The sequence below is a fragment of the Achromobacter sp. genome, assembly GCF_050285565.1.
Taxonomy (GTDB): domain Bacteria; phylum Pseudomonadota; class Gammaproteobacteria; order Burkholderiales; family Burkholderiaceae_B; genus Achromobacter.
The window spans coordinates 583,046-604,872 of the sequence record NZ_JBLZXG010000002.1; the positions used below are offsets into that span (position 1 = coordinate 583,046).

21 protein-coding genes are annotated in these 21,827 nt (G+C 68.7%); 11 read left to right on the plus strand and 10 right to left on the minus strand.

What is annotated here, in order from left to right; all coding sequences use genetic code 11:
• Positions 1-177 precede the first annotated feature (177 nt).
• On the plus strand, positions 178-1,644 hold the full coding sequence (gene hpaE, locus ACN6O8_RS05710; RefSeq protein ID WP_427990088.1) for a 5-carboxymethyl-2-hydroxymuconate semialdehyde dehydrogenase: 1,467 nt from the start codon (positions 178-180) through the stop codon (positions 1,642-1,644).
• 35 nt (positions 1,645-1,679) lie between these two features.
• A complete protein-coding gene (gene hpaD, locus ACN6O8_RS05715) occupies positions 1,680-2,531 on the plus strand; it encodes a 3,4-dihydroxyphenylacetate 2,3-dioxygenase (RefSeq protein ID WP_427990089.1) in 852 nt (283 codons plus the stop codon).
• Position 2,532: 1 nt separating this feature from the next.
• Here hpaD and hpaR read toward each other — a convergent pair whose 3' ends face one another.
• The gene (gene hpaR / locus ACN6O8_RS05720; RefSeq protein WP_427990090.1) at positions 2,533-2,979 is read right to left on the minus strand and encodes a homoprotocatechuate degradation operon regulator HpaR; all 447 of its coding nucleotides are present in this window, start codon (positions 2,977-2,979) and stop codon (positions 2,533-2,535) included.
• A 117-nt stretch (positions 2,980-3,096) separates the two neighbouring features.
• Complete coding sequence (locus ACN6O8_RS05725; protein ID WP_427990091.1) at positions 3,097-3,747, minus strand: hypothetical protein; 651 nt, start codon at positions 3,745-3,747, stop codon at positions 3,097-3,099.
• Between the two features lie 432 nt (positions 3,748-4,179).
• On the opposite strand from ACN6O8_RS05725, the gene radA reads away from it, so the two are divergent.
• The 3 genes from radA (at position 4,180) to ACN6O8_RS05740 (ending at position 6,781) form a co-directional block, all read left to right on the plus strand.
• Positions 4,180-5,544, plus strand: coding sequence for a DNA repair protein RadA (gene radA, locus ACN6O8_RS05730; protein ID WP_427990092.1), 1,365 nt, complete (start codon positions 4,180-4,182; stop codon positions 5,542-5,544).
• A 12-nt stretch (positions 5,545-5,556) separates the two neighbouring features.
• Positions 5,557-6,339 carry a sulfite exporter TauE/SafE family protein gene (locus ACN6O8_RS05735; protein WP_427990093.1) on the plus strand — a complete coding sequence of 261 codons (783 nt, stop codon included), beginning with the start codon at positions 5,557-5,559 and terminating at the stop codon, positions 6,337-6,339.
• Between the two features lie 202 nt (positions 6,340-6,541).
• Positions 6,542-6,781 carry a hypothetical protein gene (locus ACN6O8_RS05740; protein ID WP_427990094.1) on the plus strand — a complete coding sequence of 80 codons (240 nt, stop codon included), beginning with the start codon at positions 6,542-6,544 and terminating at the stop codon, positions 6,779-6,781.
• Positions 6,782-6,963: 182 nt separating this feature from the next.
• Here ACN6O8_RS05740 and ACN6O8_RS05745 read toward each other — a convergent pair whose 3' ends face one another.
• From ACN6O8_RS05745 to ACN6O8_RS05755, 3 genes are all read right to left on the minus strand, one after another.
• Complete coding sequence (locus ACN6O8_RS05745) at positions 6,964-7,920, minus strand: 2-hydroxyacid dehydrogenase (RefSeq protein WP_427990095.1); 957 nt, start codon at positions 7,918-7,920, stop codon at positions 6,964-6,966.
• 102 nt (positions 7,921-8,022) lie between these two features.
• Positions 8,023-8,994 (minus strand): Bug family tripartite tricarboxylate transporter substrate binding protein, encoded by a 972-nt coding sequence (locus ACN6O8_RS05750; protein WP_427990096.1) that lies wholly within the window; start codon positions 8,992-8,994, stop codon positions 8,023-8,025.
• A 73-nt stretch (positions 8,995-9,067) separates the two neighbouring features.
• Complete coding sequence (locus tag ACN6O8_RS05755) at positions 9,068-10,069, minus strand: Bug family tripartite tricarboxylate transporter substrate binding protein (protein ID WP_427990097.1); 1,002 nt, start codon at positions 10,067-10,069, stop codon at positions 9,068-9,070.
• A 231-nt stretch (positions 10,070-10,300) separates the two neighbouring features.
• On the opposite strand from ACN6O8_RS05755, the gene ACN6O8_RS05760 reads away from it, so the two are divergent.
• From ACN6O8_RS05760 to garL, 5 genes are all read left to right on the plus strand, one after another.
• Entirely contained in the window at positions 10,301-11,230 is a 930-nt protein-coding gene (locus ACN6O8_RS05760; protein ID WP_427990098.1) for a dihydrodipicolinate synthase family protein, read from the plus strand.
• A gap of 118 nt (positions 11,231-11,348) precedes the next feature.
• Complete coding sequence (locus tag ACN6O8_RS05765) at positions 11,349-12,062, plus strand: FadR/GntR family transcriptional regulator (protein WP_427990168.1); 714 nt, start codon at positions 11,349-11,351, stop codon at positions 12,060-12,062.
• Positions 12,063-12,115: 53 nt separating this feature from the next.
• Positions 12,116-13,222 carry an Ldh family oxidoreductase gene (locus ACN6O8_RS05770; RefSeq protein ID WP_427990099.1) on the plus strand — a complete coding sequence of 369 codons (1,107 nt, stop codon included), beginning with the start codon at positions 12,116-12,118 and terminating at the stop codon, positions 13,220-13,222.
• Between the two features lie 118 nt (positions 13,223-13,340).
• Entirely contained in the window at positions 13,341-14,336 is a 996-nt protein-coding gene (locus ACN6O8_RS05775; RefSeq protein WP_427990100.1) for a Bug family tripartite tricarboxylate transporter substrate binding protein, read from the plus strand.
• Positions 14,337-14,420: 84 nt separating this feature from the next.
• Positions 14,421-15,188 (plus strand): 2-dehydro-3-deoxyglucarate aldolase, encoded by a 768-nt coding sequence (gene garL / locus ACN6O8_RS05780; RefSeq protein ID WP_427990101.1) that lies wholly within the window; start codon positions 14,421-14,423, stop codon positions 15,186-15,188.
• Positions 15,189-15,235: 47 nt separating this feature from the next.
• On the opposite strand, the gene lysA is transcribed toward garL, so the two are convergent.
• Positions 15,236-16,465 (minus strand): diaminopimelate decarboxylase, encoded by a 1,230-nt coding sequence (gene lysA, locus ACN6O8_RS05785; protein WP_427990102.1) that lies wholly within the window; start codon positions 16,463-16,465, stop codon positions 15,236-15,238.
• A gap of 120 nt (positions 16,466-16,585) precedes the next feature.
• Here lysA and ACN6O8_RS05790 point away from each other — a divergent pair, with 120 nt between their 5' ends.
• Positions 16,586-17,506, plus strand: a complete 921-nt coding sequence (locus ACN6O8_RS05790) for a LysR family transcriptional regulator (RefSeq protein ID WP_427990103.1) — start codon at positions 16,586-16,588, stop codon at positions 17,504-17,506.
• Between the two features lie 75 nt (positions 17,507-17,581).
• Here ACN6O8_RS05790 and rpsT read toward each other — a convergent pair whose 3' ends face one another.
• The 4 genes from rpsT to ACN6O8_RS05810 form a co-directional block, all read right to left on the minus strand.
• Positions 17,582-17,845 carry a 30S ribosomal protein S20 gene (gene rpsT, locus ACN6O8_RS05795; RefSeq protein WP_043542310.1) on the minus strand — a complete coding sequence of 88 codons (264 nt, stop codon included), beginning with the start codon at positions 17,843-17,845 and terminating at the stop codon, positions 17,582-17,584.
• A 313-nt stretch (positions 17,846-18,158) separates the two neighbouring features.
• Positions 18,159-19,130, minus strand: a complete 972-nt coding sequence (locus tag ACN6O8_RS05800; RefSeq protein ID WP_427990104.1) for a FecR domain-containing protein — start codon at positions 19,128-19,130, stop codon at positions 18,159-18,161.
• Between the two features lie 198 nt (positions 19,131-19,328).
• Positions 19,329-20,888 carry a murein biosynthesis integral membrane protein MurJ gene (murJ, locus tag ACN6O8_RS05805; RefSeq protein ID WP_427990105.1) on the minus strand — a complete coding sequence of 520 codons (1,560 nt, stop codon included), beginning with the start codon at positions 20,886-20,888 and terminating at the stop codon, positions 19,329-19,331.
• 111 nt (positions 20,889-20,999) lie between these two features.
• Positions 21,000-21,758, minus strand: coding sequence for a 3-hydroxyacyl-CoA dehydrogenase (locus ACN6O8_RS05810; protein ID WP_346505961.1), 759 nt, complete (start codon positions 21,756-21,758; stop codon positions 21,000-21,002).
• Between the last annotated feature and the right edge of the window lie 69 nt (positions 21,759-21,827).

Here is a 21,827-nt window from a genome sequence, read left to right on the forward strand (position 1 = left end):
GCATGTTAATTATAATAGTGAAAAAGCGCAGCCGCGGCAATCGCCAGCGCGTCCGCGCGGCAGGGGTTTTCCGCCGTTGACAGGGGCATTGCGGCCGCATAAAGTTAACTTGTTAATTAAAATTCACGGCGACCGCCACCTCGGCATCGGCCGTGTGCGACAGGCGAGGAGACGCGCGTGAGCATCAAGCACTGGATCAACGGCAGAGAGGTCGACAGCGCCGACCGCTTCACCACCTTCAACCCGGCCACCGGCGAGGCCATCGATGAAGTGGCCGCTGGCGGCCAGGCCGAGATCGACGCCGCCGTGGCCGCCGCCGCCGAGGCCTTTCCCAAGTGGGCCGGCACGCCCGCCAAGGAACGCGCGCGGCTGATGCGCCGCCTGGGCGAACTGATCGACCGCAACGTGCCGCAATTGGCCGAATTGGAAACCCGCGACACCGGTCTGCCGATCTCGCAGACGCGCAAGCAGTTGATCCCGCGCGCCGCCGAGAACTTCACCTTCTTCGCCGAAGTCTGCACCCGCATGAACGGCCACACCTATCCGGTGGACGACCAGATGCTGAACTACACGCTGTACCAGCCGGTCGGCGTGTGCGCGCTGGTGTCGCCGTGGAACGTGCCCTTCATGACCGCGACCTGGAAGACCGCGCCCTGCCTGGCGCTGGGCAACACGGCCGTCCTCAAGATGTCGGAGCTGTCGCCGCTGACCGCCGACCAGCTCGGCCGGCTGGCGCTGGAGGCCGGCATTGCGCCCGGCGTGCTCAACGTGGTGCAGGGTCATGGCGCCAGCGCCGGCGACGCGCTGGTGCGCCATCCCGGCGTGCGCGCGATCTCGTTCACCGGCGGCACGGTCACTGGCAAGAAGATCCTGGCCAGCGCGGGCGGCATCAAGAAATTCTCGATGGAACTGGGTGGCAAGTCGCCGGTGCTGGTGTTCGACGACGCCGACGTCGAGCGCGCGCTGGACGCGGCGCTGTTCACCATCTTTTCGCTCAATGGCGAGCGCTGCACCGCGGGCTCGCGCATCTTCGTGCAGGAGTCGATCTACGATGACTTCGCGCGCCGCTTCGCCGAGCGCGCCAACCGCCTGGCGGTGGGCGATCCCTTCGACGAACAGACCCACGTGGGCGCGATGATCACGCGCCAGCACTGGGACAAGGTCACCGGCTACATCCGCCTGGCCCAGGAAGAGGGCGCGCGCATCCTTGCGGGCGGCGCCGACGCGCCGGCGGGCCTGCCCGCGCACCTGGCGGGCGGCAACTTCGTGCGGCCCACGGTGCTGGCCGACGTCGACAACCGCATGCGCTGCGCGCAGGAGGAAATCTTCGGCCCGGTCGCCTGCCTGATCCCGTTCAAGGACGAGGCCCACGGCCTGGCGCTGGCCAACGACGTCAAGTATGGCCTGGCCTCCTACATCTGGACCCGCGACATCGGCCGCGCCCACCGGCTGGCGCGCGGCATCGAGGCCGGCATGGTGTTCATCAACAGCCAGAACGTGCGCGACCTGCGCCAGCCATTCGGCGGCACCAAGGAATCCGGCACCGGCCGCGAGGGCGGCGAATACAGCTACGAGGTGTTCGCCGAGATCAAGAACGTCTGCGTTTCGATGGGCAGCCACCACATCCCGAAGTGGGGCGTCTGACCCCCGCGTGGCACGACGACAAGGAGACACGCATCATGGGTAAGCTCGCGCTGGCGGCCAAGGTAACGCATGTGCCGTCCATGTATCTATCCGAAATGCCCGGCCGCCACCATGGCTGCCGCGAAGCGGCGATCCAGGGCCACCGCGCCATCGGCCAGCGCTGCCGCGACCTGGACGTGGACACGCTGGTGGTGCTGGATGTGCACTGGCTGGTGAACGCCGGCTATCACGTCAATTGCAACGAGCGCTTCGCCGGCCGCTACACCAGCAACGAGCTGCCGCATTTCATCAAGGACATGGACTACGCCTATCGCGGCGATCCGGCGCTGGGCCGGCGCATCGCCGCATGCGCCAGCGCCGCCGGCGTGGCCACGCGCGCGCACGAGATATCCAGCCTGGAACTGGAGTACGGCACGCTGGTGCCGATGCGCTACATGAACGGCGACGGCCGCTTCAAGGTGGTGTCGGTGGCGGCCTGGTGCGCCTGGCACGCGCTGGACGACAGCCGCCGTTTCGGCGCGGCCTTGCGCCAGGCCATCGAGCAGGGCGACAGCCGCGTCGCGGTGCTGGCCAGCGGGTCGCTGTCGCACCGCTTCAACGACAACGGCAGTCCCGAAGCCGCCATGCACCAGATCAGCCGCGAGTTCTACCGCCAGGTCGACCTGCGGGTGGTGGATCTGTGGCGCCAGGGCGACTGGAAGACGTTCTGCGCCATGCTGCCGGAATACGCCGACCTGTGCGTGGGCGAGGGCGGCATGCACGATACCGCCATGTTGCTGGGGCTGCTGGGCTGGGACGCCTACGACCGGCCGGCCGAGATCGTCACGGACTACTTCACCAGTTCGGGCACGGGGCAGATCAACGCGATCCTGCCCGTGCCCGCCTGATTCATTGCGTCGCGGGTTCGCGCTTGATCAGGTCGACCATGGCGTCGACATCGGTGTACAGCCGGTCGAGCAATTCCTTGCCGATGCGGTTCTCGATTTCCTGGTACTTGGCGTCCACCTGCGGGCGCATGCGATCGATCAGCTTGTTGCTCTTGGGCGTCAGGGAGATTTCCTGGCGCCGCTGATCGGCATTTGAACGCACCCGCTTGATCAGGCCCTGTTCTTCCATGCCGGCCAGCATGCGCGTCAGGCTCGGACTGAGGATCTGGCAACGGCGGGCGATCTGGTTGGGCTCCATCGCCCCCACCTCGCTCAGGGTGCGCAGCACCCGCCATTGCTGTTCGGTGACGCCGGCGGCGTGCAGGATCGGGCGGAAGTGCGCCATCAGGGTTTCGCGCGCGTAAAGCAGCAGATGGGGAAGATTGCGGTGGTGGAAGCTCGGACTCATGGCGGCTATCTTAGCAAGAAGCCGTTCTATTTCCGTCGAATGCTCCGCGACAGGAGCGTCCAGGCCCGCGACTGGCGCGGGCCTGGAAGGGAACGGAGCGGAATGGAGAAAAAGGGGTCAGGAAGCCGGGTTCTGCTGGGCCAGTTCCTGCAGGTCGTCCGGCAGCGCCAGATCCGGCGCGCCATGCTGCAGTTCGCGCAGCGCGGCCACGGCGTCCTCTTGCTGGTCGTCCTGCATCAAGGCGCGGATATGCGCCACGCGGGCCTCGATGTCCTGTTCGCTGAAGGCGACGGGTTCGCTGCTGGCGGCTTCGGCCGGGGCCTCGGCCGTGGCGCCCTGCGGCGCCGCGTCGGCGGCCGCCTGTTGGGCGGGCAGGGCGGCGGCAAGGGCGCTGGGCGCGTCGTTGGGCGCCTGCGCGCCGCGCTGCGCCGGGGCGGCGGCCGGCTGCGGCGCGGGCGCGTCGGTCTGGAGGGGGCGCGGCGCCGGGCTGCGTTCGATGTTGATGGGCGCTTCCTGCGACACCGCCAGCGGCGGCGTCATGTCGGCCATCTCGGCGTTTTCGCGCATGTCGGTCCAGGCGAACAGGCCGGCCACCAGGGCGGCGCAGGCAGCGGCGGCCCAGCCCGGGTGCCAACTGCGGCCCGGGTGCCAGCTGCGGCGCACCGCCGCGTCCAGTTCGGGGCTGCCGCCGGCCCTGGGTTTGCGATACAGCGCGCGCAAATCCAGTTCGTCGTCTTCGTCGAAGGGGGGGCGATAGGCAATGCTCATGCGCGTACTCCTCGCGTATGCGCCTGGTGGCAGGGCGCATCCGCGTTTGACCTTGGCCTGTGCCGCGCCGGTGGTCCGGCGGTCTCGTGCAGGATCGGGTCGTGTTCCGGTTTAGGTGGCCGTGTGCACGGCCCAAGCGTCTTGCGATGCGCCGCGATTCCCGTTGGGCCGTCCCGTGGGGCGGCGGCGCCGGGTATGCCGCCATATAACTGGCGGTTCAACATTGCACATCACCCGGTGATTATGCGCGATTTGCAGAAATCTGCCAGCGAATTTCTTGTGTTTGCATGGTGTAACTGTGGGCCGTCCCTGTTTATGCAAGCGGATTGAAAGCTGGCTGCACCACGACGGCGCGAAATGGGCGGAAAAAGGTGCATGGCAAAGGCTCGCCGGCGGCCCCGCGCTCCGGCCCGTGCCGGTAAACTGGCGCCCATGGCCAAGACCCGAACCGTATATGTGTGCGCCGAGTGCGGCGGCACCACCCCCAAGTGGCAAGGCAAGTGTCCGCACTGCAATGCCTGGAACACCCTCGAAGAAACCGTCGAATCGGCCACCCCGGCCGCGGCCGCCTCGCACCGCTATGCGCCGCTGGCCTCCAGCAGCCCGGTGCGCAGCCTGTCCGAGATCGAAGCGCGCGAAACCCCGCGCACGCCCACCGGCCTGGAGGAGTTCGACCGCGTGCTGGGCGGCGGCCTGGTGGCCGGCGCCGTGGTGCTGATCGGCGGCGACCCCGGCATCGGCAAATCGACCCTGCTGCTGCAGGCGCTGGCCTCGCTGTCGGAGCGCACCAACGTCCTTTATGTCACCGGCGAGGAATCGGCCGAGCAGGTGGCGCTGCGCGCGCGCCGGCTGGGCCTGCAGACCGGCAACGTCAACCTGCTGGCGGAAATCCGCCTGGAGGCGATCCAGGCCGCGGTGTCCGAGCAGAAGCCCAGCGTGGCCGTGATCGACTCTATCCAGACGCTCTACAGCGGCGAGCTGACCGCCGCGCCCGGCTCGGTGTCGCAGGTGCGCGAATGCGCCGCGCAACTGACGCGGCTGGCCAAGCAGACCGGCATCGCCATCGTCATGATCGGCCACGTCACCAAGGACGGCGCGCTGGCCGGGCCGCGCGTGCTGGAACACATCGTCGACACCGTGCTGTATTTCGAAGGCGATACGCATTCGTCGTTCCGCCTGGTGCGGGCCTTCAAGAACCGCTTCGGCGCGGTCAACGAACTGGGCGTGTTCGCCATGACCGACCGCGGCCTGCGCGGCGTGGCCAACCCGTCGGCGCTGTTCCTGTCGCAGCACGAGCAGCAGGTGGCCGGCTCCTGCGTGATGGCCACCCAAGAGGGCACCCGCCCGCTGCTGGTGGAGATCCAGGCGCTGGTGGACAGCTCGCACGCGCCCAATCCGCGCCGCCTCACGGTCGGCCTGGAGGGCAACCGCCTGGCGATGCTGCTGGCGGTGCTGCACCGCCACGCCGGGGTCTCGACCTTCGACCAGGACGTGTTCGTCAACGCCGTGGGCGGCGTGCGCATCACCGAGCCGGCGGCCGACCTGCCGGTGCTGCTGGCCATCATGTCGTCGCTGCGCGACCGGCCCCTGCCGCGCGGCCTGATCGCCTTCGGCGAAGTCGGCCTGGCGGGCGAGATCCGGCCCGCGCCGCGTGGCCAGGAACGCCTGCGCGAAGCCGCCAAGCTGGGCTTCTCGATCGCGCTGATTCCCAAGGCCAACGCGCCGCGCCAGCCCATCGAGGGGCTGGAGATCTGGGCGGTCGACCGGCTCGACGCCGCGCTCGACAAGCTGCGCTGACGGGAGCCCCACGTGAGTCTGTCGCTGATCGCCCTGTGCCTGGGCGCGGGGTGTCTCATTGGCTTCATGGGCGGCGTGCTGGGCATCGGCGGCGGCATGATCGCGATTCCGGCGCTGGTGCTGCTGATGGGCATGTCGCAACAACTGGCGCAGGGCACCGCGCTGATCATGGTGTTGCCGACCATCATGATGGCGGTGCGCAAGTACAACCAGCAGACCCGCATCGACCGCCGCGTGGCGCTGGCGGGCGCGGCCGGCGCGGTGGTGTTCACCTGGGTCGGCGCGCGGCTGGCGCTGGGCATCGATTCGGGCGTGCTGCGCCTGAGCTTCGCCGTGTTCCTGTTCTTCATCGCGCTGTTCTACGCCTGGCAGACCTGGCGCGCCGGCCGCGCCCGCGCCGCCGCCAAGCCCGCTGGCGCCATGGCCGCCGCGCCGGTCTTCACGCCGCGCCGCGCCAGCGTGCTGGGCATGCTGTGCGGCACGCTGGGCGGCTTTTTCGGCGTCGGCGGCGCGGTGCTGGCGGTGCCCATCATCACCACCGTGTTCCGCCTGCCGCAGACCACCGCGCAGGCGCTGGCCCTGTGCATGGTGATCCCGGGTTCGGCGGTGGCGCTGGTGACATACTCATGGGCCGGCCAGGCCGATTGGCTGGTGGGCTTGCCGCTGGCTGCGGGCAGCCTGCTGTTCGTGCCGGTGGGGGTGCGGCTGGCCTATCGCCTGCCTGAACGCAAGCTGAGAGCCTGCTTCGCGGCGATGTTGTTCGCCACGGTGGCGCTGCTGATATTTGAAAGCTGAGCGCCGCCGCCCGGGTGTCGATTGTCACGATCTCATGACGAAGCGTTAACGTCGGAAAGGACGCGAAAATCCCGCGCGTGGCGCTGAACCTTCGGCGGCGCGCCGGTTCCAACGGAGTACGGGTCATGCGGCGATGTTGCCGCCCCGTGTCGGAAAGGCCAAGGGGGCAACCCCGGCGCCTTCACCATTAGGAGTTCATGTAATGACGACTCACTCCCGTATCGCTGCGTTCCTGTCCACCTCGGCCTTGTGCCTCGGTCTCGCTGCCGCGCCTTCGGCGTTCGCGGCGGGCGCCGATGCCACGGCCAAGTCGGGCGAAACCAAGACCCAGGCGCAACACAAGCATCACAAGTCCGACAAGACCTCGGCCAAACAGGGCACCGAGAAATCGGGCGCCTCCAGGATGGACAAATCGGGCAGCGCCACGGCGCCCGCGAAGTAAGGCGTTGCGCAGTACCGGATCGCAAGATCCCGCAGTTCCTTTGCACGGCCGACGGGTCTTCGGGCCTGAAAGTCGAAAGCCTCTCGGTATGGGCGCCGAGAGGCTTTTTCGTTTGCGGCCGGCGCCCGGGGCGGCCGGCCTGGCATCACCGCGCCGCCATCGCGGCGGCGGCGCGGCATGCGTCACTCCACCGGCGTGATCACGCGGCCGGTGTCGAAATACGCCGCCAGGTTTTCCAGCATCAGGTCTTCCATGGCCTGGCGCGTTTCCAGCGTGGCGCTGCCGATGTGCGGCAGCAGCACCGCCTGGTCGCTCTTGATCAGCGCCTCGGGCACCTTGGGTTCGTGCTCGAACACGTCCAGCGCCGCGCAGCCGAGCTTGCCGGCCTCCAGCGCGGCCACCAGCGCGGCCTCGTCGATGACCGGGCCGCGCGCGATGTTGACGATGATGCCGCGCGCGCCGAGCGCCTCCAGCACCTCGCGGTTGACCAGGTGACGCGTGGCCGGGCCGCCCACGGTGGCCACGACCAGGAAATCGGCCCAGGCCGCCAGGTCGGTCAGCGAGGCCTCGTAGCCGTAGTCGACGTCGTCGCGCTTTCTGCGGTTGTGATAGCGCACCTGCATGTCGAAGCCGATGCCGCGGCGGGCGATGGCCTCGCCGATGCGGCCCAGGCCGACGATGCCGAGCTTCTTGCCGCTGACGCGCTGGCCCAGGGGAATGCTGCCGTGCACCTGGCCCCACTGGCCGGCGCGCACGAAGCGCTCGCCCTGGCCCATGCGGCGGGCCCCGGCGATCATCAGGCCCCAGGCCAGGTCCGCCACGCAATCGGTCAGCACGTCGGGCGTGTTGCTGACCTGCACGCCGCGCGCATGCGCCGCCTGCACATCGATGGTCTCGTAGCCCACGCCCCAGCTGCAGATGGCCTTCAGGTCGGGCAGGGCATTGATCAGCTCGGCGTTGGCGCCGAAGTTGGCCGAGGTGACGACGGCGGTCACGCCCTTGCCGAGTTCGGCCAGGGCGGCCTTGCGGTCCGGCTGCTTCCAGAGCTCGATGACGTCGTAGCGCTCGGCGAGGCGCTGGTTGGCCGAGGGCGAGCCGGCCAGCGAGCCGACCTGGATGATGCGATGCTTGGTGGTCATGTTGTCGTACAGGTGGGTGGCGAAACCTTGATGCTACTTGATCCGGCCTGGAATCCGGCTGACAGGGCGCGGGCCGACCCCGGCCCGCGCCCGCGCGCGGATTCATTCCAACTGGATGCTGGCCTTCTGGATCACGTCCTTCCAGCGCTTGACCTCGGCCTGCTGGAACGCGCTGAATTGCTGCGGCGTGTTGGCCACCACCTCGAACCCGAGCCCCTGCAGCGTCTTCTCGGTCTGCGGATCGCGCAACGCGGCCTGCAGGGCCTTGGTCAACTGCTGCACCACGGCCGGCGGCGTGCCCTTGGGCACGGCGAAGCCCTGCCACGAATACACCACCATGTCCTTGATGCCGGCCTCGGCCAGCGTCGGCACGTCGGGCAGATCCGCCGCGCGCGTGTCGCCGGTGATGGCCAGCGCCTTGAGTTTGCCGGCCTTGATGTGGGTCTGCACCGCGCCCAGATTCTGGAACGACACATTGACCTGCCCGCCGATCAGGTCGGCGATGGCGGCGCCGCCGCCGCGGTACGGCACGTCCACGCCCGAGGTCTGGGTGCGCTGACGGAACATCACCGCCGACAGATGGTCGGATGAGCCGGTGCCGGATGAGGCGTACGACACCTTGCCCGGATTCTTGTTGGCGTAGTCCACCAGTTCGGCCACGGTGCTGGCCGGGAACGACGGCGAGGCCACCAGCACGTTGGGATTGCGCACCGCCTGCGTCAGGTATTCGAAGTCCTTGCTCGGGTTGTACGAGAGGTTCTTGTACAGCGCCTCGTTGATGGCGAAGGTGCCGATCGAGCCGACCATCATGGTGTAGCCATCCGGCGTGGCGCGGGCCAGCGCCTGCGCGCCGATGGCGCTGTTGGCGCCCGGCTTGTTCTCGACCACGAAGGTCTGGCCCAGCGCCTTACTCAGCCCAGGCGTGACGCTGCGCGCGGTGATATCGGACGAGCCGCCCGGCACGAACGGCACGATCATGGTGACGGGCTTGGTGGGATAGCCGGCGGCGTGCGCCGCCGGCCCGGCAAGCAGGGCGGCGGCGGACAGCGCGACCGCGCCTAGCGATTTGTTCATGGTGTCTCCTGGTTCGCGTGATGATGAAGAACCCGGCGCCCACGCGTGGCGGCCGGATCCGGACTGGCGCCGGTCAGTCGACCTTGGCGCCCGATTGCTTCACGACCGCGGCCCACTTGACGGTTTCCCGCGCCATGAACTGGCTGAACTGTGCCGGCGTATTGCCCGAGGGCGTCGCGCCCTGGGCCTGCAATTGCTCGCGCACGGGCGCTTGCCGCAGCGCCGCGGCGACATCGCGCTGGATCTTGTCGACGATCTCCTGCGAGGTGCCGGCCGGGGCCAGCAGGCCGAACCAGCTGGAGGCCTCGTAGCCTTGCACACCGGCCTCGGCCAGCGTCGGCACGTCCGGCAGCGCCGGCGAGCGCGTGGCGGTGGTGACCGCCAGCGGCCGCAGCTTGCCGCCCTTGATGAAGCCCATCGACGAGGGCAGGTTGTCGAAGATCAGGTCGGCCGAGCCCGCCATCACGTCGGTCAGCGCCGGGCTGCTGCCTTTGTAGGGCACGTGTGTCATGCGGGTGCCCGTCATGGCCTGGAACAGTTCGCCCGACAGGTGGGTCGAGGTGCCGTTGCCGGTCGAGGCCATGTTGACGCTGCCGGGGTTGGCCTTCAGGTACTTGATCAGGTCCGCCACGTTGCGGATGCCGTGCCGCTCGGCGAAGGCGGGATTCAGCTCCAGCACGTTCGGCACCGGGATCACCAGCGTGACCGGCGTGAAGTCCTTGACCGGGTCGTACGGCAGCTTGGCATAGACCGACTGGTTGATGGCGTGGGTGCTGACGGTGCCCATCAGCAGCGTGTAGCCATCGGGCGTGGCGCGCGCCGCCTCGGCCGTGCCGACGTTGCCGCCCGCGCCCGCCTTGTTGTCCACCACCACTGCCTTGCCCCAGGCCTTGCCCAGTTCGGCGGCCACCACGCGCGCGGCGATGTCGGCGGTGCCGCCGGCGGGGAAGGGCACGATGATCTTGACGTCGCGCGCCGGGTAATCGGCGGCGCGCGCGGCGCCGCAGGGCAGCAAGGCGGCCGCCGCCAGACAGGCGGCAAGGGCCAGGCGGCCGCGCAAGGGGGCTGCAAGCATGGAAGTCGTCTCCTCGTGTGCGCGTGGCCGCGCATCGTTTGTGGGGTGTTCCTGCCGGGCCGGAGCCCGGCATTGAATGCTGCCGGCGTCTGTCGCGCCTTGCCGTCGTGATGCCGATGACTTGTAAAACGAATATAGGTATTGAGGCTCTACTTGTCAACCAAGTATACTTTTTGCGAGCCACTCATCTAACAACTGGATTCCACCTCGGAATCCGCCAGGAGACCCGCCATGAAAACCTCCCCGGTCACCGTCCAGGACCTGCAGCGTTCCGTCATCGCGGTGCCGCCGCTGGCGCGCCATGCCGACCTGTCGTTGAACGAGGCCGCCAATCAGGCCCTGCTGCGGCACCTGGAGGCGGGCGGGGTGCGCAACGTGATGTACGGCGGCAATGCCAATTTCTACAACGTCGGCGTGGGCGAGTACGCGCGCATCGTCGATCTGCTGGCCGCGCTGGCCGGGCCGGACACCTGGATCCTGCCGTCGGTCGGCCCGGATTTCGGCAAGATGATGGACCAGGCGGCGCTGCTGCGCAGCCGGGCTTTTCCGACGGCGATGCTGCTGCCGATGTCGTTTCCCTACACCGATGCCGGCCTGGCCGACGGCGTGCGCCGTTTCACCGACGCGCTGGGCAAGCCCGCCGTGGTCTACATCAAGTCGGCCGATTATCTGGCGCCGGCAACGGCCGCGCGCCTGGTCGAGGAAGGCCGCATCGTCGCGTTCAAGTACGCGGTGGTGCGCGAGGAGCCGGCGCGCGACGCCTATCTGTCGGCGCTGCTGCAAAGCGTGGACGCCAACCGCGTGGTCAGCGGCATCGGCGAACGTCCGGCCATCGTCCATTACCGCGACTTCGGCCTGAAGAGCTTTACCTCCGGCTCGGTCTGCATCGCGCCGCGCGGTTCGATGCGCCTGCTGCGCCTGCTCAAGGAAGGCCGCCACGACGAGGCTGAAGCGGTGCGCGCGAAGTACCTGGGCCTGGAGGACTGCCGCGATGCGATCAGCCCGATCCGAGTGCTGCACGACGCCGTGACCCTGTCCGGCGTGGCCGACATGGGCCCGATGCTGCCGCTGCTGACCGGCCTCTCCAGCGCCGAGCGCGAACGGGTGGCGCCGGTGGCGCGCGCGCTGGCCGCGTGGGACCGCGAAACCGCCACGGCCTGACGAGCGCGCGCGGCTTTGACGGTACGATGAGCGCTGTCGATACGCCCTAGGAGATGTCGTGGCCCGACCCAAAGCGTCACCCCCGCCCGCGCCGCCCGCGTCCGCTGAACCGGACGCCATGGGCGCGCGGGTACTGGAACGCGGTCACCGGGTGCGGCTGGCCGACCAGTTGTATGGCCAGATCTTCGAGCAGATCGTCGCCGGCAATCTCAACGTCGGCGACAAGCTGCCCTCCGAGAACGAGATTTGCGAACGCTTCGGCGTGTCGCGGCCGGTGGTGCGCGAAGCGCTGCTGCGGCTGCGCGCCGACGGCCTCATCACCGCGCATCAGGGCCTGGGCACCTTCGTCAGCCACCAGCCAGCGCCGCGCCTGACGGCCTTCAGCGACGTTGGCAACGTCGGCGCCTATTTGCGCGCGCAGGAACTGCGCGTGGCGCTCGAAGGCGATGCCGCGCGCCTGGCGGCGCTGCGCCGCACCGACGAGCAATTGCACAAGATCGAGGCCGCGCACGCGGCCTTCGCCGACAGCCTGGCGCGCGGCCAGATGTCGGCCGAGGCCGACCTGGCGTTCCACGCCAGCATCACCGAGGCCACCGGCAACGACTTCTATCTCGGGGTGCTGGAAAGCATCCACGAGTCCATCAGCGGCTTCATGCGCCTGACGCTCAACCTGACCCGCACTGGGTCGCGCCAGCGCGCCCAGCGCGTCCTGGACGAGCACGCCACCATCCTCGAGGCGATCCGCGCTCAGGACGGCGAGCGCGCCCGGGTCGCCATGCAATTCCACCTGGGCCAGGCCCGCCACCGACTGGTCGACCGCGAACGCGATTGACCGGCCCGCGCGCCCCCCCAGGACGACATACCGACAACAGCAGGAGACATCGCGTGCAAGGCAAGGGTTCGGCAGGGACAGCGGCATCGGCGGGGCAGGTGCGCGAGCAGATTCTGATAGTGCTGCAGGCCTGGGGCATGGCGCCGGACCTGGCCGCCATCACCGCCGGCCTGATGGCCGAGACGGATCTGCTGGGCATCGATTCGCACGGCATCTCGATGCTGCCGTCATACGAGGAAAAGCTGCGCGCCGGCACGCTCAAGCTCGACGCGCGGCCACGCCTGGTGCGCGATGGCGGCGCCAGCGCGCTGTTGGACGGCATGGGCGGACTGGGCTATCCGGTCTCGGCGCAGGCCATGAACCTGGCCGTCGACAAGGCGCTGGAACATGGCGTGGGCGCGGTCTCGGTGTGCAATTCGCATCACTTCGGCGCGGCCGGGATCTATGCCCGCATCGCGGTCGAGCGCGGCGTGGTCGGGCTGGTGACCAGCAGCGCCAACGGCGTCATCATGGTGCCCACGCGCGGCGCCATGCCCATGCTGGGCACCAACCCGATTGCCTTCGGCGCGCCGGCCGCGCACAACGAGCCGTTCGTGCTCGACATGGCCACCACCACCGTGGCGGCCAACAAGGTCAAGGTCTACGACTTTCTCGGCAAGCCGCTGCCGCCGGGCTGGGCGGTGGACGGGCGGGGCGAGCCGGTCACCGCCGCCGACACCGCCATGCAGTTCATCTTCAAGCATCCCGAGGGCGGGCTGACGCCGCTGGGTGGCACGCCGACCATGAGCAGCCACAAGGGCTACGGCCTGGCGATGATGGCGCAGATCCTGGGCGGCACGCTCAGCGGCAGCGCGCTGGCGGCGCGCCGCAACGTCACGCGGCGGCCAGGCGAGCCCGACGACGTCGGCCACTTCTTCCTGGCGCTCAACCCCGACGCGTTCCGCGCCAGCGGTTCGTTCGAGTCGGACATGGACGACCTGATCGATACGCTGCACGATACCCCGCCCGCGCGGGCCGACGAGCCGGTGCTGGTGGCCGGCGAGCCGGAAGCCGCCGAGCGCGCGCGGCGCCGCATCGATGGCATCCCGATCCCGCCCGCGCTGGCCGCCCGCCTGCGCGAGATCTGCCAGCGCGCCGCCGTGCCTTATCTGCTGGACTGAATGAAGCGGCCGTCCGGCCGCAGGCCGTTTTCCCCGCTGCGCGGCTGCCGCCGCGCGGTGATCCACCGACCCGGGCACCGGGCGGCAAGCATTAGAAAAACACGACAAGGAGACAACCATGCAACACAAGACATCGCCGGCGCGCCGCCGGCTGGGACTGGCCGCGATCGCATTGGGCGCGGCCGCCGCGCTGGCCCCGGGCCTGCTGCTGGCGCAGGACTGGCCGACGCGGCCGGTCAAGCTGATCGTGCCGTTCCCCGCCGGCGGCAGCACCGACGCGGTCGGGCGCCTGCTGGCCGCCGAGCTGTCCAAGGAGCTGGGCCAGAGCGTGGTGGTCGAGAACAAGGGCGGCGCCAACGGCAACATCGGTTCCGATGGGGTCGCCAAGGCCGAGCCCGACGGCTACACGCTGCTGCTGTCGGGCGTGGGCTCGAACGCCATCAGCTATTCGCTCTACCAGAGCATGCCGTATCGCGACAGTGATTTCACCCATATCTCGCTGCTGGCCACCGGGCCCAACGTGCTGGTGGCCAACATGGAATTCCCGGCCACCAACTTCGCCGATTTCATCAAGCTGGTGCGCGCCAATCCCGGCAAGTACACCCACGCCAGTTCGGGCAACGGCTCGTCCGGCCACCTGGCCATGGAAATGCTCAAGCAGGCCGCCAAGCTGGATCTGGTGCACGTGCCCTACAAGGGCGGCGCGGCCGCCATCACCGACATGATCGGCGGCCGCGTGTCGGTGATGTTCCTGAACCAGGACTCGCTGCTGCCGCAGGTAAAGTCAGGCAAGCTGCGCGCGCTGGCGGTGGCCAGCGCCCGGCGCAACCCGGCCTATCCGGACACGCCCACGGTGGCCGAATCGGGCTATCCGGGCTTTGCCGCCGAATCGTGGTTCGGCCTGTCCGCACCCGCCAAGACGCCGCCGGCCATCGTCCAGCGCCTGAACCAGGCCACCGTGAAAGCCCTGGCTTCACCGGATATCCGGCAGAAGCTGGAAAGCGTAGGCTTCGTGGTGGTGGGCGACGACCCCAAGGCCTTCTCGGCCTTCGTTCAATCCGAAATCACCAAATGGGGCGCGGCGGCCAAGGCCTCCGGCGCCCGCATGGACTAGCGTCCGGTATCAATCGCATTCGGTATCAACACACCCCGCGCGCCAGGCGGCGCCGGGGCTTCATTCGATGGGAAACACGCAGCGATGACTTCACCCTTGCCCAACCGCTTTCGCCAACGCATCCTGGCGCGCGAACGCCTGATCGGTTTCTGGATGTGCATGTCCAGCCACATCACCGCGGAACTGGCGGGCCTGGCCGACTTCGACTGGCTGCTGTTGGACGGCGAGCATTCGCCCAATACCGTGCCGATGTTCCTGCAACAGTTGCAGGCCCTGCAGGGCAGCGCCAGCGCCGCCATCGGCCGTCCCACCTGGAACGATCCGGTCGAGATCAAGCGCCTGCTCGACATCGGTTTCTACAACCTGCTGATTCCCTTCATCGAATCCGAGGACGACGCGCGCCGCGCCGTGGCCGCGACGCGCTATCCGCCGCAGGGCATCCGCGGCGTGGCCGGCATGCAGCGCAGCAACCGCTACGGCACCGTGCCCGACTACCTCAAGACCATCAACGACAACATCTGCGTGCTGCTGCAGATCGAGAGCCGCCCGGGCATCGAGGCGGTCGACGAGATCGCCGCGGTCGAGGGCGTGGACGGTGTCTTCATCGGCCCGTCGGACCTGGCCGCTGCCCTGGGCCACCTGGGCAACCCGGGCCACCCGGAAGTGCAGGAAGCCATCCGCCACCTGTACCAGCGCGTCAGCGCACAGGGCAAGGCGGTCGGCATCCTGGCGCCGGTGCCGGCCGACGCGCGCCGCTACCTGGACATGGGCATGCATTTCGTCGCGGTCGGCACCGACCTGGGCGTGTTCAAGCAGGCCACCTTCGCCTTGCGCGAGGCCTTTCCCACCTGAATCCGTGTCGAGCATGCGGCCGGCAAGTGCGCCGGCCGCGCCGCGCTTTATTGTTCCAGCGCCAGCAGGTCGGCGACCGTCTGGCGGCGGCGGATCAGGCGCGCCTCGTTGCGGTCCAGCAGCACCTCGGCCGCCAGCGGCCGGGTGTTGTAGTTCGAGGACATCGACGCGCCGTAGGCGCCGGCGTTGTGGAACACCAGGAAGTCGCCGATGCGCGGGCGCGGCAGCGACTGGTCGGCGACCACGCCGCCGGCATCCTGGGTGAACACGTCGCCCGATTCGCATAGCGGGCCGGCCACGGCGATGCGGGTATCAGGCGTCGGCGGCGTGGCGCCGTCCGGCGCGTGCACCGAGATGCGGTGATAGCTGCCGTACATGGCCGGACGCATCAGGTCGTTGAAGCCGGCGTCCACCAGCGCGAAGTCACGTTCGGGGCGGCGGTTGATCGCATGCACTTCAGCCACCAGCGCGCCGGCCTCGGCCACCAGGAAGCGGCCCGGTTCGATCTCCAGCCGCACGTCGTGTCCCAGGCGCTGTTCGATGCGTTTGCGGGCGGCGTCCCATTGTTCGAAATAGTGGTCGCAGTCGATGCGCGGCTCGCCGTCGCGGTAGGGAATCGACAGGCCGCCGCCGGCCGAGATGGCCTCGATGTCGTGGTCCAGCGAAGCGACCACGTCGACCATCGCGTCGCACACGCTGGACAGGTGGCCGTAATCCACGCCCGAGCCGATGTGCATGTGGATGCCGACCAGTTTCAGGCCGTAGCGGCGCACGATGCCGATGGCGGCGGCGACGTCGTCGATCCAGATGCCGTGCTTGCTTTGCGGACCGCCGGTGTTGGTCTTGTTGCTGTGGCCGTGGCCGAAGCCCGGATTGATGCGCAGCCACACGCGGTGCCCCGGCGCGTGCTGGCCGACGCGTTCGAGCATGTCGAGCGAGCCGGCGTTGACGCTGATGCCGTGCTTGATGACGGCGGCCAGGGTGGCGTGGTCGATCAGGTCGGCGGTGAACACCACGCCGGCCGGCTCGCCCGCGGGGTCGAAGCCGGCGGCCAGGCTGCGTTCGATCTCGCCCAGCGATACCGCGTCCACCCTCACGCCCTCGGCGCGCATCAGGCGCAGGATGTGCAGATTGGAGCAGGCCTTCTGCGCGTAGCGGATCACGTCGAAACGGCGCAACTGGGCGATGCGTTCGCGGATGACGGCGGCGTCGTAGACCCACAGCGGGGTGCCGTGCTCGGCGGCGAGTTGGGTAAGCTGGCGCGGATCGAAAGCCATCGCGGGGGAACCTTGTAGCGGGAGAAAAAGCGGGGATGAGGCGGGCATCATGCCCGAGCTGGGTCATCCAGTAAAATGCTTATATTTTCCACATCGATTCAATCCTGATATGGATAAGGCATGCTGACCCACCGCCACGTCGAAGTGTTCCGCGCCCTGATGATCGCCGGCAGCGTCACCAAGGCCGCCGATCTGCTCTTCACCTCGCAGCCCACCGTCAGCCGCGAATTGGCGCGCATGGAACAGGCCATCGGCTTCGCGTTGTTCGAACGTGTGCGCGGGCGGCTGCGGCCCACTATGCCGGCGCTGGCACTGTATGACGAGGTGCGCCAGTCGTACGCCGGGCTGGAGCGGGTGGTTTCCACCGCCGCGCGCCTGCGCGCATTCCAGGGCGGGCAGTTGGCGGTGATCGCGCTGCCGGCGTTTTCGCATTCGCTGCTGCCGGGGGCATTCCGCCGCTTCAGCCAGGCCCATCCGGGCGTGAGCCTGGCGCTGGAGGCGCAGGAGTCGCCGTTTCTGGAAGAGTGGCTGACGGCGCAGCGCTACGACCTGGGGCTGACCGAGCACGAGCTCGAACCGGCCGGCACGCGGCTGGAACCGCTGGTGGAGGTCGACGAGGTGGCGGTGCTGCCCGACGGCCACCCGCTGCTGGCGCGGCCGGCGCTCGATCTGGCCGATTTCGCCGGCGAGTCCTTCATCAGCCTGTCGCCCAGCGATCCCTACCGCATCCAGATCGACGAGGCCTTCACGGCCCAGGGCATCCTGCGGCGCGCCATCATCGAGACGCCAACGGCCGTGTCGGTGTGCGCGTTCGTGCGCCAGGGGCTGGGCCTGGCCATCGTCAACCCGCTGACCGCGCTCGATTTCACCGGCCGTGGCCTGCACATCCGGCCGTTGCGGCGCTCGTTCCCGTTCCGGGTCAACCTGGTGTTCCCGGAGCATCGCCCGAAGAACCCGCTGGTCGAGCCGTTCACCGTCATGCTGCGCGACGAGGCGGCGCAGATCCGTGCCCGGCTCGCCGCGCGGGATCGAGCGGCATAAAAAAAGGATGCCCGTGGGCATCCTTCTTCATTTGCCGTATTCATGACGCCCCGGGTGGCGGGGCGGCAGAATGGCTTAGGCCAGCGCCTTGATGGCGGCAGCCAGGCGGCTCTTGTGGCGAGCGGCCTTGTTCTTGTGGATGATGTTCTTGTCAGCCACGCGATCGATCACGCTGGTGGCCTTCTGGAACACTTCGCCAGCCGCAGCCTTGTCGCCAGCGGCGATGGATTGGCGAACGCGCTTGATGGCGGTGCGCAGCATCGAGCGCAGGCTGGAATTGTGCTTGTTGCGCTCAACGGATTGGCGAGCGCGCTTGCGGGCTTGGGCGGTATTGGCCATGTTGCTATGTAAGTTGAATTCGGCAAAGTCCAACATTTTAGCAAGTCCCTGGGGGATTGCAAGCTTTAAATGCCGTGTCTGCCGATGGAGCGCCCGTCAACCGGGCGGGGGGCGCTGCGAGGAAAACCCCTCGGGCTGCAGAACCTGGGTGAGGTACCCGGGCTGGAGACCTGATGGGCGTCGTGGGATCAATCGTGGATTCGACCCGTGATCGACGCCTGATGGTGATCCTGCCGCGCCTACTGGATAAAAATACGGTACCGAGTATACAACGAAGCGGCTGGCCGTTACAGCGCCGCGGCGACGACCGTGGTCAGGTTGCGACGTTGATCGACACGAACCAGGGGGTCAGGCGCCGCACATGGATCGGCATTTGGTCTTGCAGCGCATTCAGCGCCGCGTCGGTGTCGTCCAGGGGGAAATGGCCGGACACCGGCAGGCCGCCGGCCGCCATGGAGACCCGCAGGGTGCCGCTGCGGTACGGACGCAGCGCGGCGATGACTTCGGCCAGGGGGCGGTCGCGGGCCTCGACCCAGCCGGCCTCCCATGCAGCCTCGGCCATCAGCTCGGCGCGCGGGGTGTCGATGCGCGAGGCATCGAAACGCGCGCCGGTGCCGGCGCGTACGATGCCGTGGGCGCCGGCCATGGTTTCCACCACCACTTCGTGCTCATGCACCACCACCACGGTGCGCTGAGCCTGCTGGCGCACCATGTAACGGGTGCCCAGGGCGCGCACGGTACCTTCCGCGGTCTGCACCAGGAACGGCCGGCGGGCGTCGGGCGCGACCGAGACCGTGACGGCGCCGTCCAGCAAGCGCACCTGGCGGTAGGCGGGGGTGAAATCCAGGTTGACGCGGCTGCGCGCGTCCAGCAGCAACTGGCTGCCGTCGGACAGGATGTAGCGGCGGCGCTCGCCGGTCGCCGTGGCGGCGTCGGCCGCGACATTGCTCAGGGGATAGAAGGCGTTGCCCACGTAGGCGGCGCAGGCACCCGCGCTGGCGAGCGCCAGCGAGCCGGCCAGGAAGCGGCGGCGCGGCGGCACGCCGACAGCCGCGGGGGCCGGCGGCGTGGGAATCAGCGGTGGCGGGGGCGTCGTGGCATAGCCGGCCGGATAGGCGTCGCCCAACCGGCCGAAATTCGATCCCGTCAAGGAGCCTGTCAATTGTTGCCAGGCATTCTCATGGAGAGGATCGGCTGCGCGCCACGCCAGGAAATCGTTGTAGTCCTGTGCTGTCGCTTTACCGGAGCGCAGCAGCAGCAACCAATTGATTACTTGGTCCGCCATGGGGTGTCCTTGGGCGTACTTCACTTCATCACGCCGCCCGGGGAAGGCCGGACGGGAATCCTTTCGATGGCAATTTGTAAATAATAAAGGTTTTTTACCAAAGATTACCGCGTGCTTGTCAATTCTTGACGAATCAAATGCAAAAAAGCCGGCGGGTAGCCGGCTTTTTTGCTGCGGTTGTGGCGAGAAAGCCTGAAATCAGCCGGCCGAGCGGCGTCCGAAATCCCGGGGACGGAAGCCAAATAGTAACAACATGCCGAAGTACACCGTGCCGCTGGCGGCCAGCACGCCACCGAGCCACAATGCGCGCAGCCCGGAATGGGCCTGCAGGCCGATCCAGTCGATATGGCGGTCGGCATAGATGAGCAGCGCGGCCAGCGCCGCCAAAGCCGGAAGCAGCCGCAGCGCGAAGCGGGCCCAGCCGGCGCCGGGCTGGTAGACGCCGCGGCGGCGCAGGCCGACCAGCAGCGCCAAGGCGTTCAGGCAGGCGCCCAGGCCGATGGCGAGCGCCAGGCCGGCGTGGGCCAGCAGGGGCACCAGCGCCAGGTTCATCAGCTGGGTCAGGATCAGCACGCCGATGGCGATCTTCACCGGCGTGCGGATGTCCTGCTTGGCGTAGAAGCCGGGCGCCAGGATCTTCACCGCCAGCAGGCCGATCAGGCCGGCGGAATAGGAGATCACGGCCAGGCGGGTCTGCAGCACATCCTGCGCCGAGAACGCGCCGTAGTGGAACAGCGTGGCCACCAGGCCGTCCGACAGCAGCGCCATGCCGACCGCCGCCGGCAGGCCCAGCAGCAGCACCAGCCGCAGGCCCCAGTCCAGCAGCGCACTGTAGCCGCCGTGGTCGTCACGGGCGTGGGCCGCCGACAGGCTCGGCAGCAGCACCGTGCCCAGGGCCACCCCCAGCAGCGCCGTCGGGAACTCCATCAGGCGGTCGGCGAACGACAGCCAGGTGACGCTGCCGGGCGTGAGCCAGGTGGCGATGTTGGTATTGATCAGCAGTGAGATCTGCGCCACCGACACGCCCAGCGTGGCCGGCGCCATCTGCTTGAGGATGCGCTGCACCGTCGGATCGGCCCAGGCTTGGCGAAAGCGCAGCGAGAAGCGCGGCGTCAGGCCCAGCCGCGCCAGCGCCACCCACTGCACCGCCAGTTGCGCCACGCCGCCGATCATCACGCCGATGGCCAGGGCGTAGACCGGCACGTCCATGCGCGGCGCCAGCCACAGGCAGGCGGCGATCATGGACAGGTTCAGCAGCACCGGCGTGAACGCCGGCACGGCGAAGCGCCGCCAGGTGTTGAGCACGCCCGAGGCGAATGCGATCAGCGACATGCAGAAGATGTAGGGGAACATCACCCGCGTCATCCAGACGGCGGCGCCGAATTCGGTATCGCGCGCCGCGCCGCGCAGGCCGCTGGCCATGGCCGACACCACCCAGGGCGCGGCGATGATGCCGATCAGCGTGATCGCCATCAGGGCCGCGGTCAGCAGCAGCGCCACCCGGTCGAGCAGAGTGCGAACCTCGGCTTCGGAGCGGCTGCTGCGGGCATGCCCCAGGATCGGCACGAAGGCCTGGGCGAAGGCGCCCTCGGCGAACAGCCGGCGCAACAGGTTGGGAATGCGGAAGGCGACCCAGAAGGCGTCGGTGATGGGGCCGGCGCCGAAGGCGCGCGCCACCAGGATGTCGCGAACCAGCCCGGAAATGCGGGACAGCAGGGTGAAGCTGCTGACGGTGGCGGCCGAACGGAACAGGCTCATGGGGTGACTGCGAAAGAAAGCGGGCGGGCCGGCCCAGGGTATTGCGGGGAAGGGGCGCCAGCGAGCCGGCGTCCAAAGCACCGCCCCCTCCGGGGAGGGGGCGTCGGGCGATTACTTCGGGGGCATGCGGATGGCGCCGTCCAGGCGGATGGTTTCGCCGTTCAGCATGTCATTGGTGATGATGGCGTGCACCAGCTTGGCGTAGTCCTCCGGGCGGCCCAGGCGGGCGGGGAAGGGGATGCTGGCGGCCAGCGAGTCCTGCACTTCCTGCGGCATGCCGAAGATCATCGGCGTGCCGAAGATGCCGGGGGCGATGGTCATGCAGCGGATGCCGGTCTTGGCCAGGTCGCGGGCGATCGGCAGGGTCATGCCGGCCACGCCGGCCTTCGAGGCGGCGTAGGCCGCCTGGCCGATCTGGCCGTCGAACGCGGCGACCGACGCGGTGTTGATCATCACGCCGCGCTCGCCGGTGGGCTCGGGCGTGTTGCCGCTCATGGCCTCGGCGGCCAGGCGCATCATGTTGAAGCTGCCGATCAGGTTGATCGACACGACCTTCTGGAACAGATCCAGCGGGTGCGCGCCGTTCTTGCCCACGATCTTGGCGGCTGGCGCCACGCCGGCGCAGTTGACCAGGCCGAACAGGGTGCCCAGTTCCTTGGCCGCGGCGACGGCGCGCTGGCCGTCGGCTTCTTGCGTCACGTCGCAATGCACGTAGCGCTGGCCCAGTTCCTTGGCCAGTGCCTCACCCGGGCCGTCCTGCAGGTCGGCGATGACCACCTTGGCGCCGTTGGCCACCAGCATGCGCACGGTGCCGGCGCCCAGGCCGGATGCGCCACCGGTCACGATGAATACCTTGTTCGCGATTTCCATGTCTCTACCACCAGATCAATTCAAGGGATGAAAACGGCGCGGCGGGCGCCGGATGCGACAGGGCCTTCG

Excerpts from the sequence above, each read along its gene's own strand:
- hpaD (WP_427990089.1), top strand. The coding sequence starts at position 1,680 with ATGGGTAAGCTCGCGCTGGCGGCCAAGGTAACGCATGTGCCGTCCATG.
- hpaR (WP_427990090.1), bottom strand. The coding sequence starts at position 2,979 with ATGAGTCCGAGCTTCCACCACCGCAATCTTCCCCATCTGCTGCTTTAC.
- ACN6O8_RS05725 (WP_427990091.1), bottom strand. The coding sequence starts at position 3,747 with ATGAGCATTGCCTATCGCCCCCCCTTCGACGAAGACGACGAACTGGAT.
- radA (WP_427990092.1), top strand. The coding sequence starts at position 4,180 with ATGGCCAAGACCCGAACCGTATATGTGTGCGCCGAGTGCGGCGGCACC.
- ACN6O8_RS05740 (WP_427990094.1), top strand. The coding sequence starts at position 6,542 with ATGACGACTCACTCCCGTATCGCTGCGTTCCTGTCCACCTCGGCCTTG.
- ACN6O8_RS05745 (WP_427990095.1), bottom strand. The coding sequence starts at position 7,920 with ATGACCACCAAGCATCGCATCATCCAGGTCGGCTCGCTGGCCGGCTCG.
- ACN6O8_RS05750 (WP_427990096.1), bottom strand. The coding sequence starts at position 8,994 with ATGAACAAATCGCTAGGCGCGGTCGCGCTGTCCGCCGCCGCCCTGCTT.
- ACN6O8_RS05755 (WP_427990097.1), bottom strand. The coding sequence starts at position 10,069 with ATGCTTGCAGCCCCCTTGCGCGGCCGCCTGGCCCTTGCCGCCTGTCTG.
- ACN6O8_RS05760 (WP_427990098.1), top strand. The coding sequence starts at position 10,301 with ATGAAAACCTCCCCGGTCACCGTCCAGGACCTGCAGCGTTCCGTCATC.
- ACN6O8_RS05765 (WP_427990168.1), top strand. The coding sequence starts at position 11,349 with ATGGGCGCGCGGGTACTGGAACGCGGTCACCGGGTGCGGCTGGCCGAC.
- ACN6O8_RS05775 (WP_427990100.1), top strand. The coding sequence starts at position 13,341 with ATGCAACACAAGACATCGCCGGCGCGCCGCCGGCTGGGACTGGCCGCG.
- garL (WP_427990101.1), top strand. The coding sequence starts at position 14,421 with ATGACTTCACCCTTGCCCAACCGCTTTCGCCAACGCATCCTGGCGCGC.
- lysA (WP_427990102.1), bottom strand. The coding sequence starts at position 16,465 with ATGGCTTTCGATCCGCGCCAGCTTACCCAACTCGCCGCCGAGCACGGC.
- ACN6O8_RS05790 (WP_427990103.1), top strand. The coding sequence starts at position 16,586 with ATGCTGACCCACCGCCACGTCGAAGTGTTCCGCGCCCTGATGATCGCC.
- rpsT (WP_043542310.1), bottom strand. The coding sequence starts at position 17,845 with ATGGCCAATACCGCCCAAGCCCGCAAGCGCGCTCGCCAATCCGTTGAG.
- ACN6O8_RS05800 (WP_427990104.1), bottom strand. The coding sequence starts at position 19,130 with ATGGCGGACCAAGTAATCAATTGGTTGCTGCTGCTGCGCTCCGGTAAA.
- murJ (WP_427990105.1), bottom strand. The coding sequence starts at position 20,888 with ATGAGCCTGTTCCGTTCGGCCGCCACCGTCAGCAGCTTCACCCTGCTG.
- ACN6O8_RS05810 (WP_346505961.1), bottom strand. The coding sequence starts at position 21,758 with ATGGAAATCGCGAACAAGGTATTCATCGTGACCGGTGGCGCATCCGGC.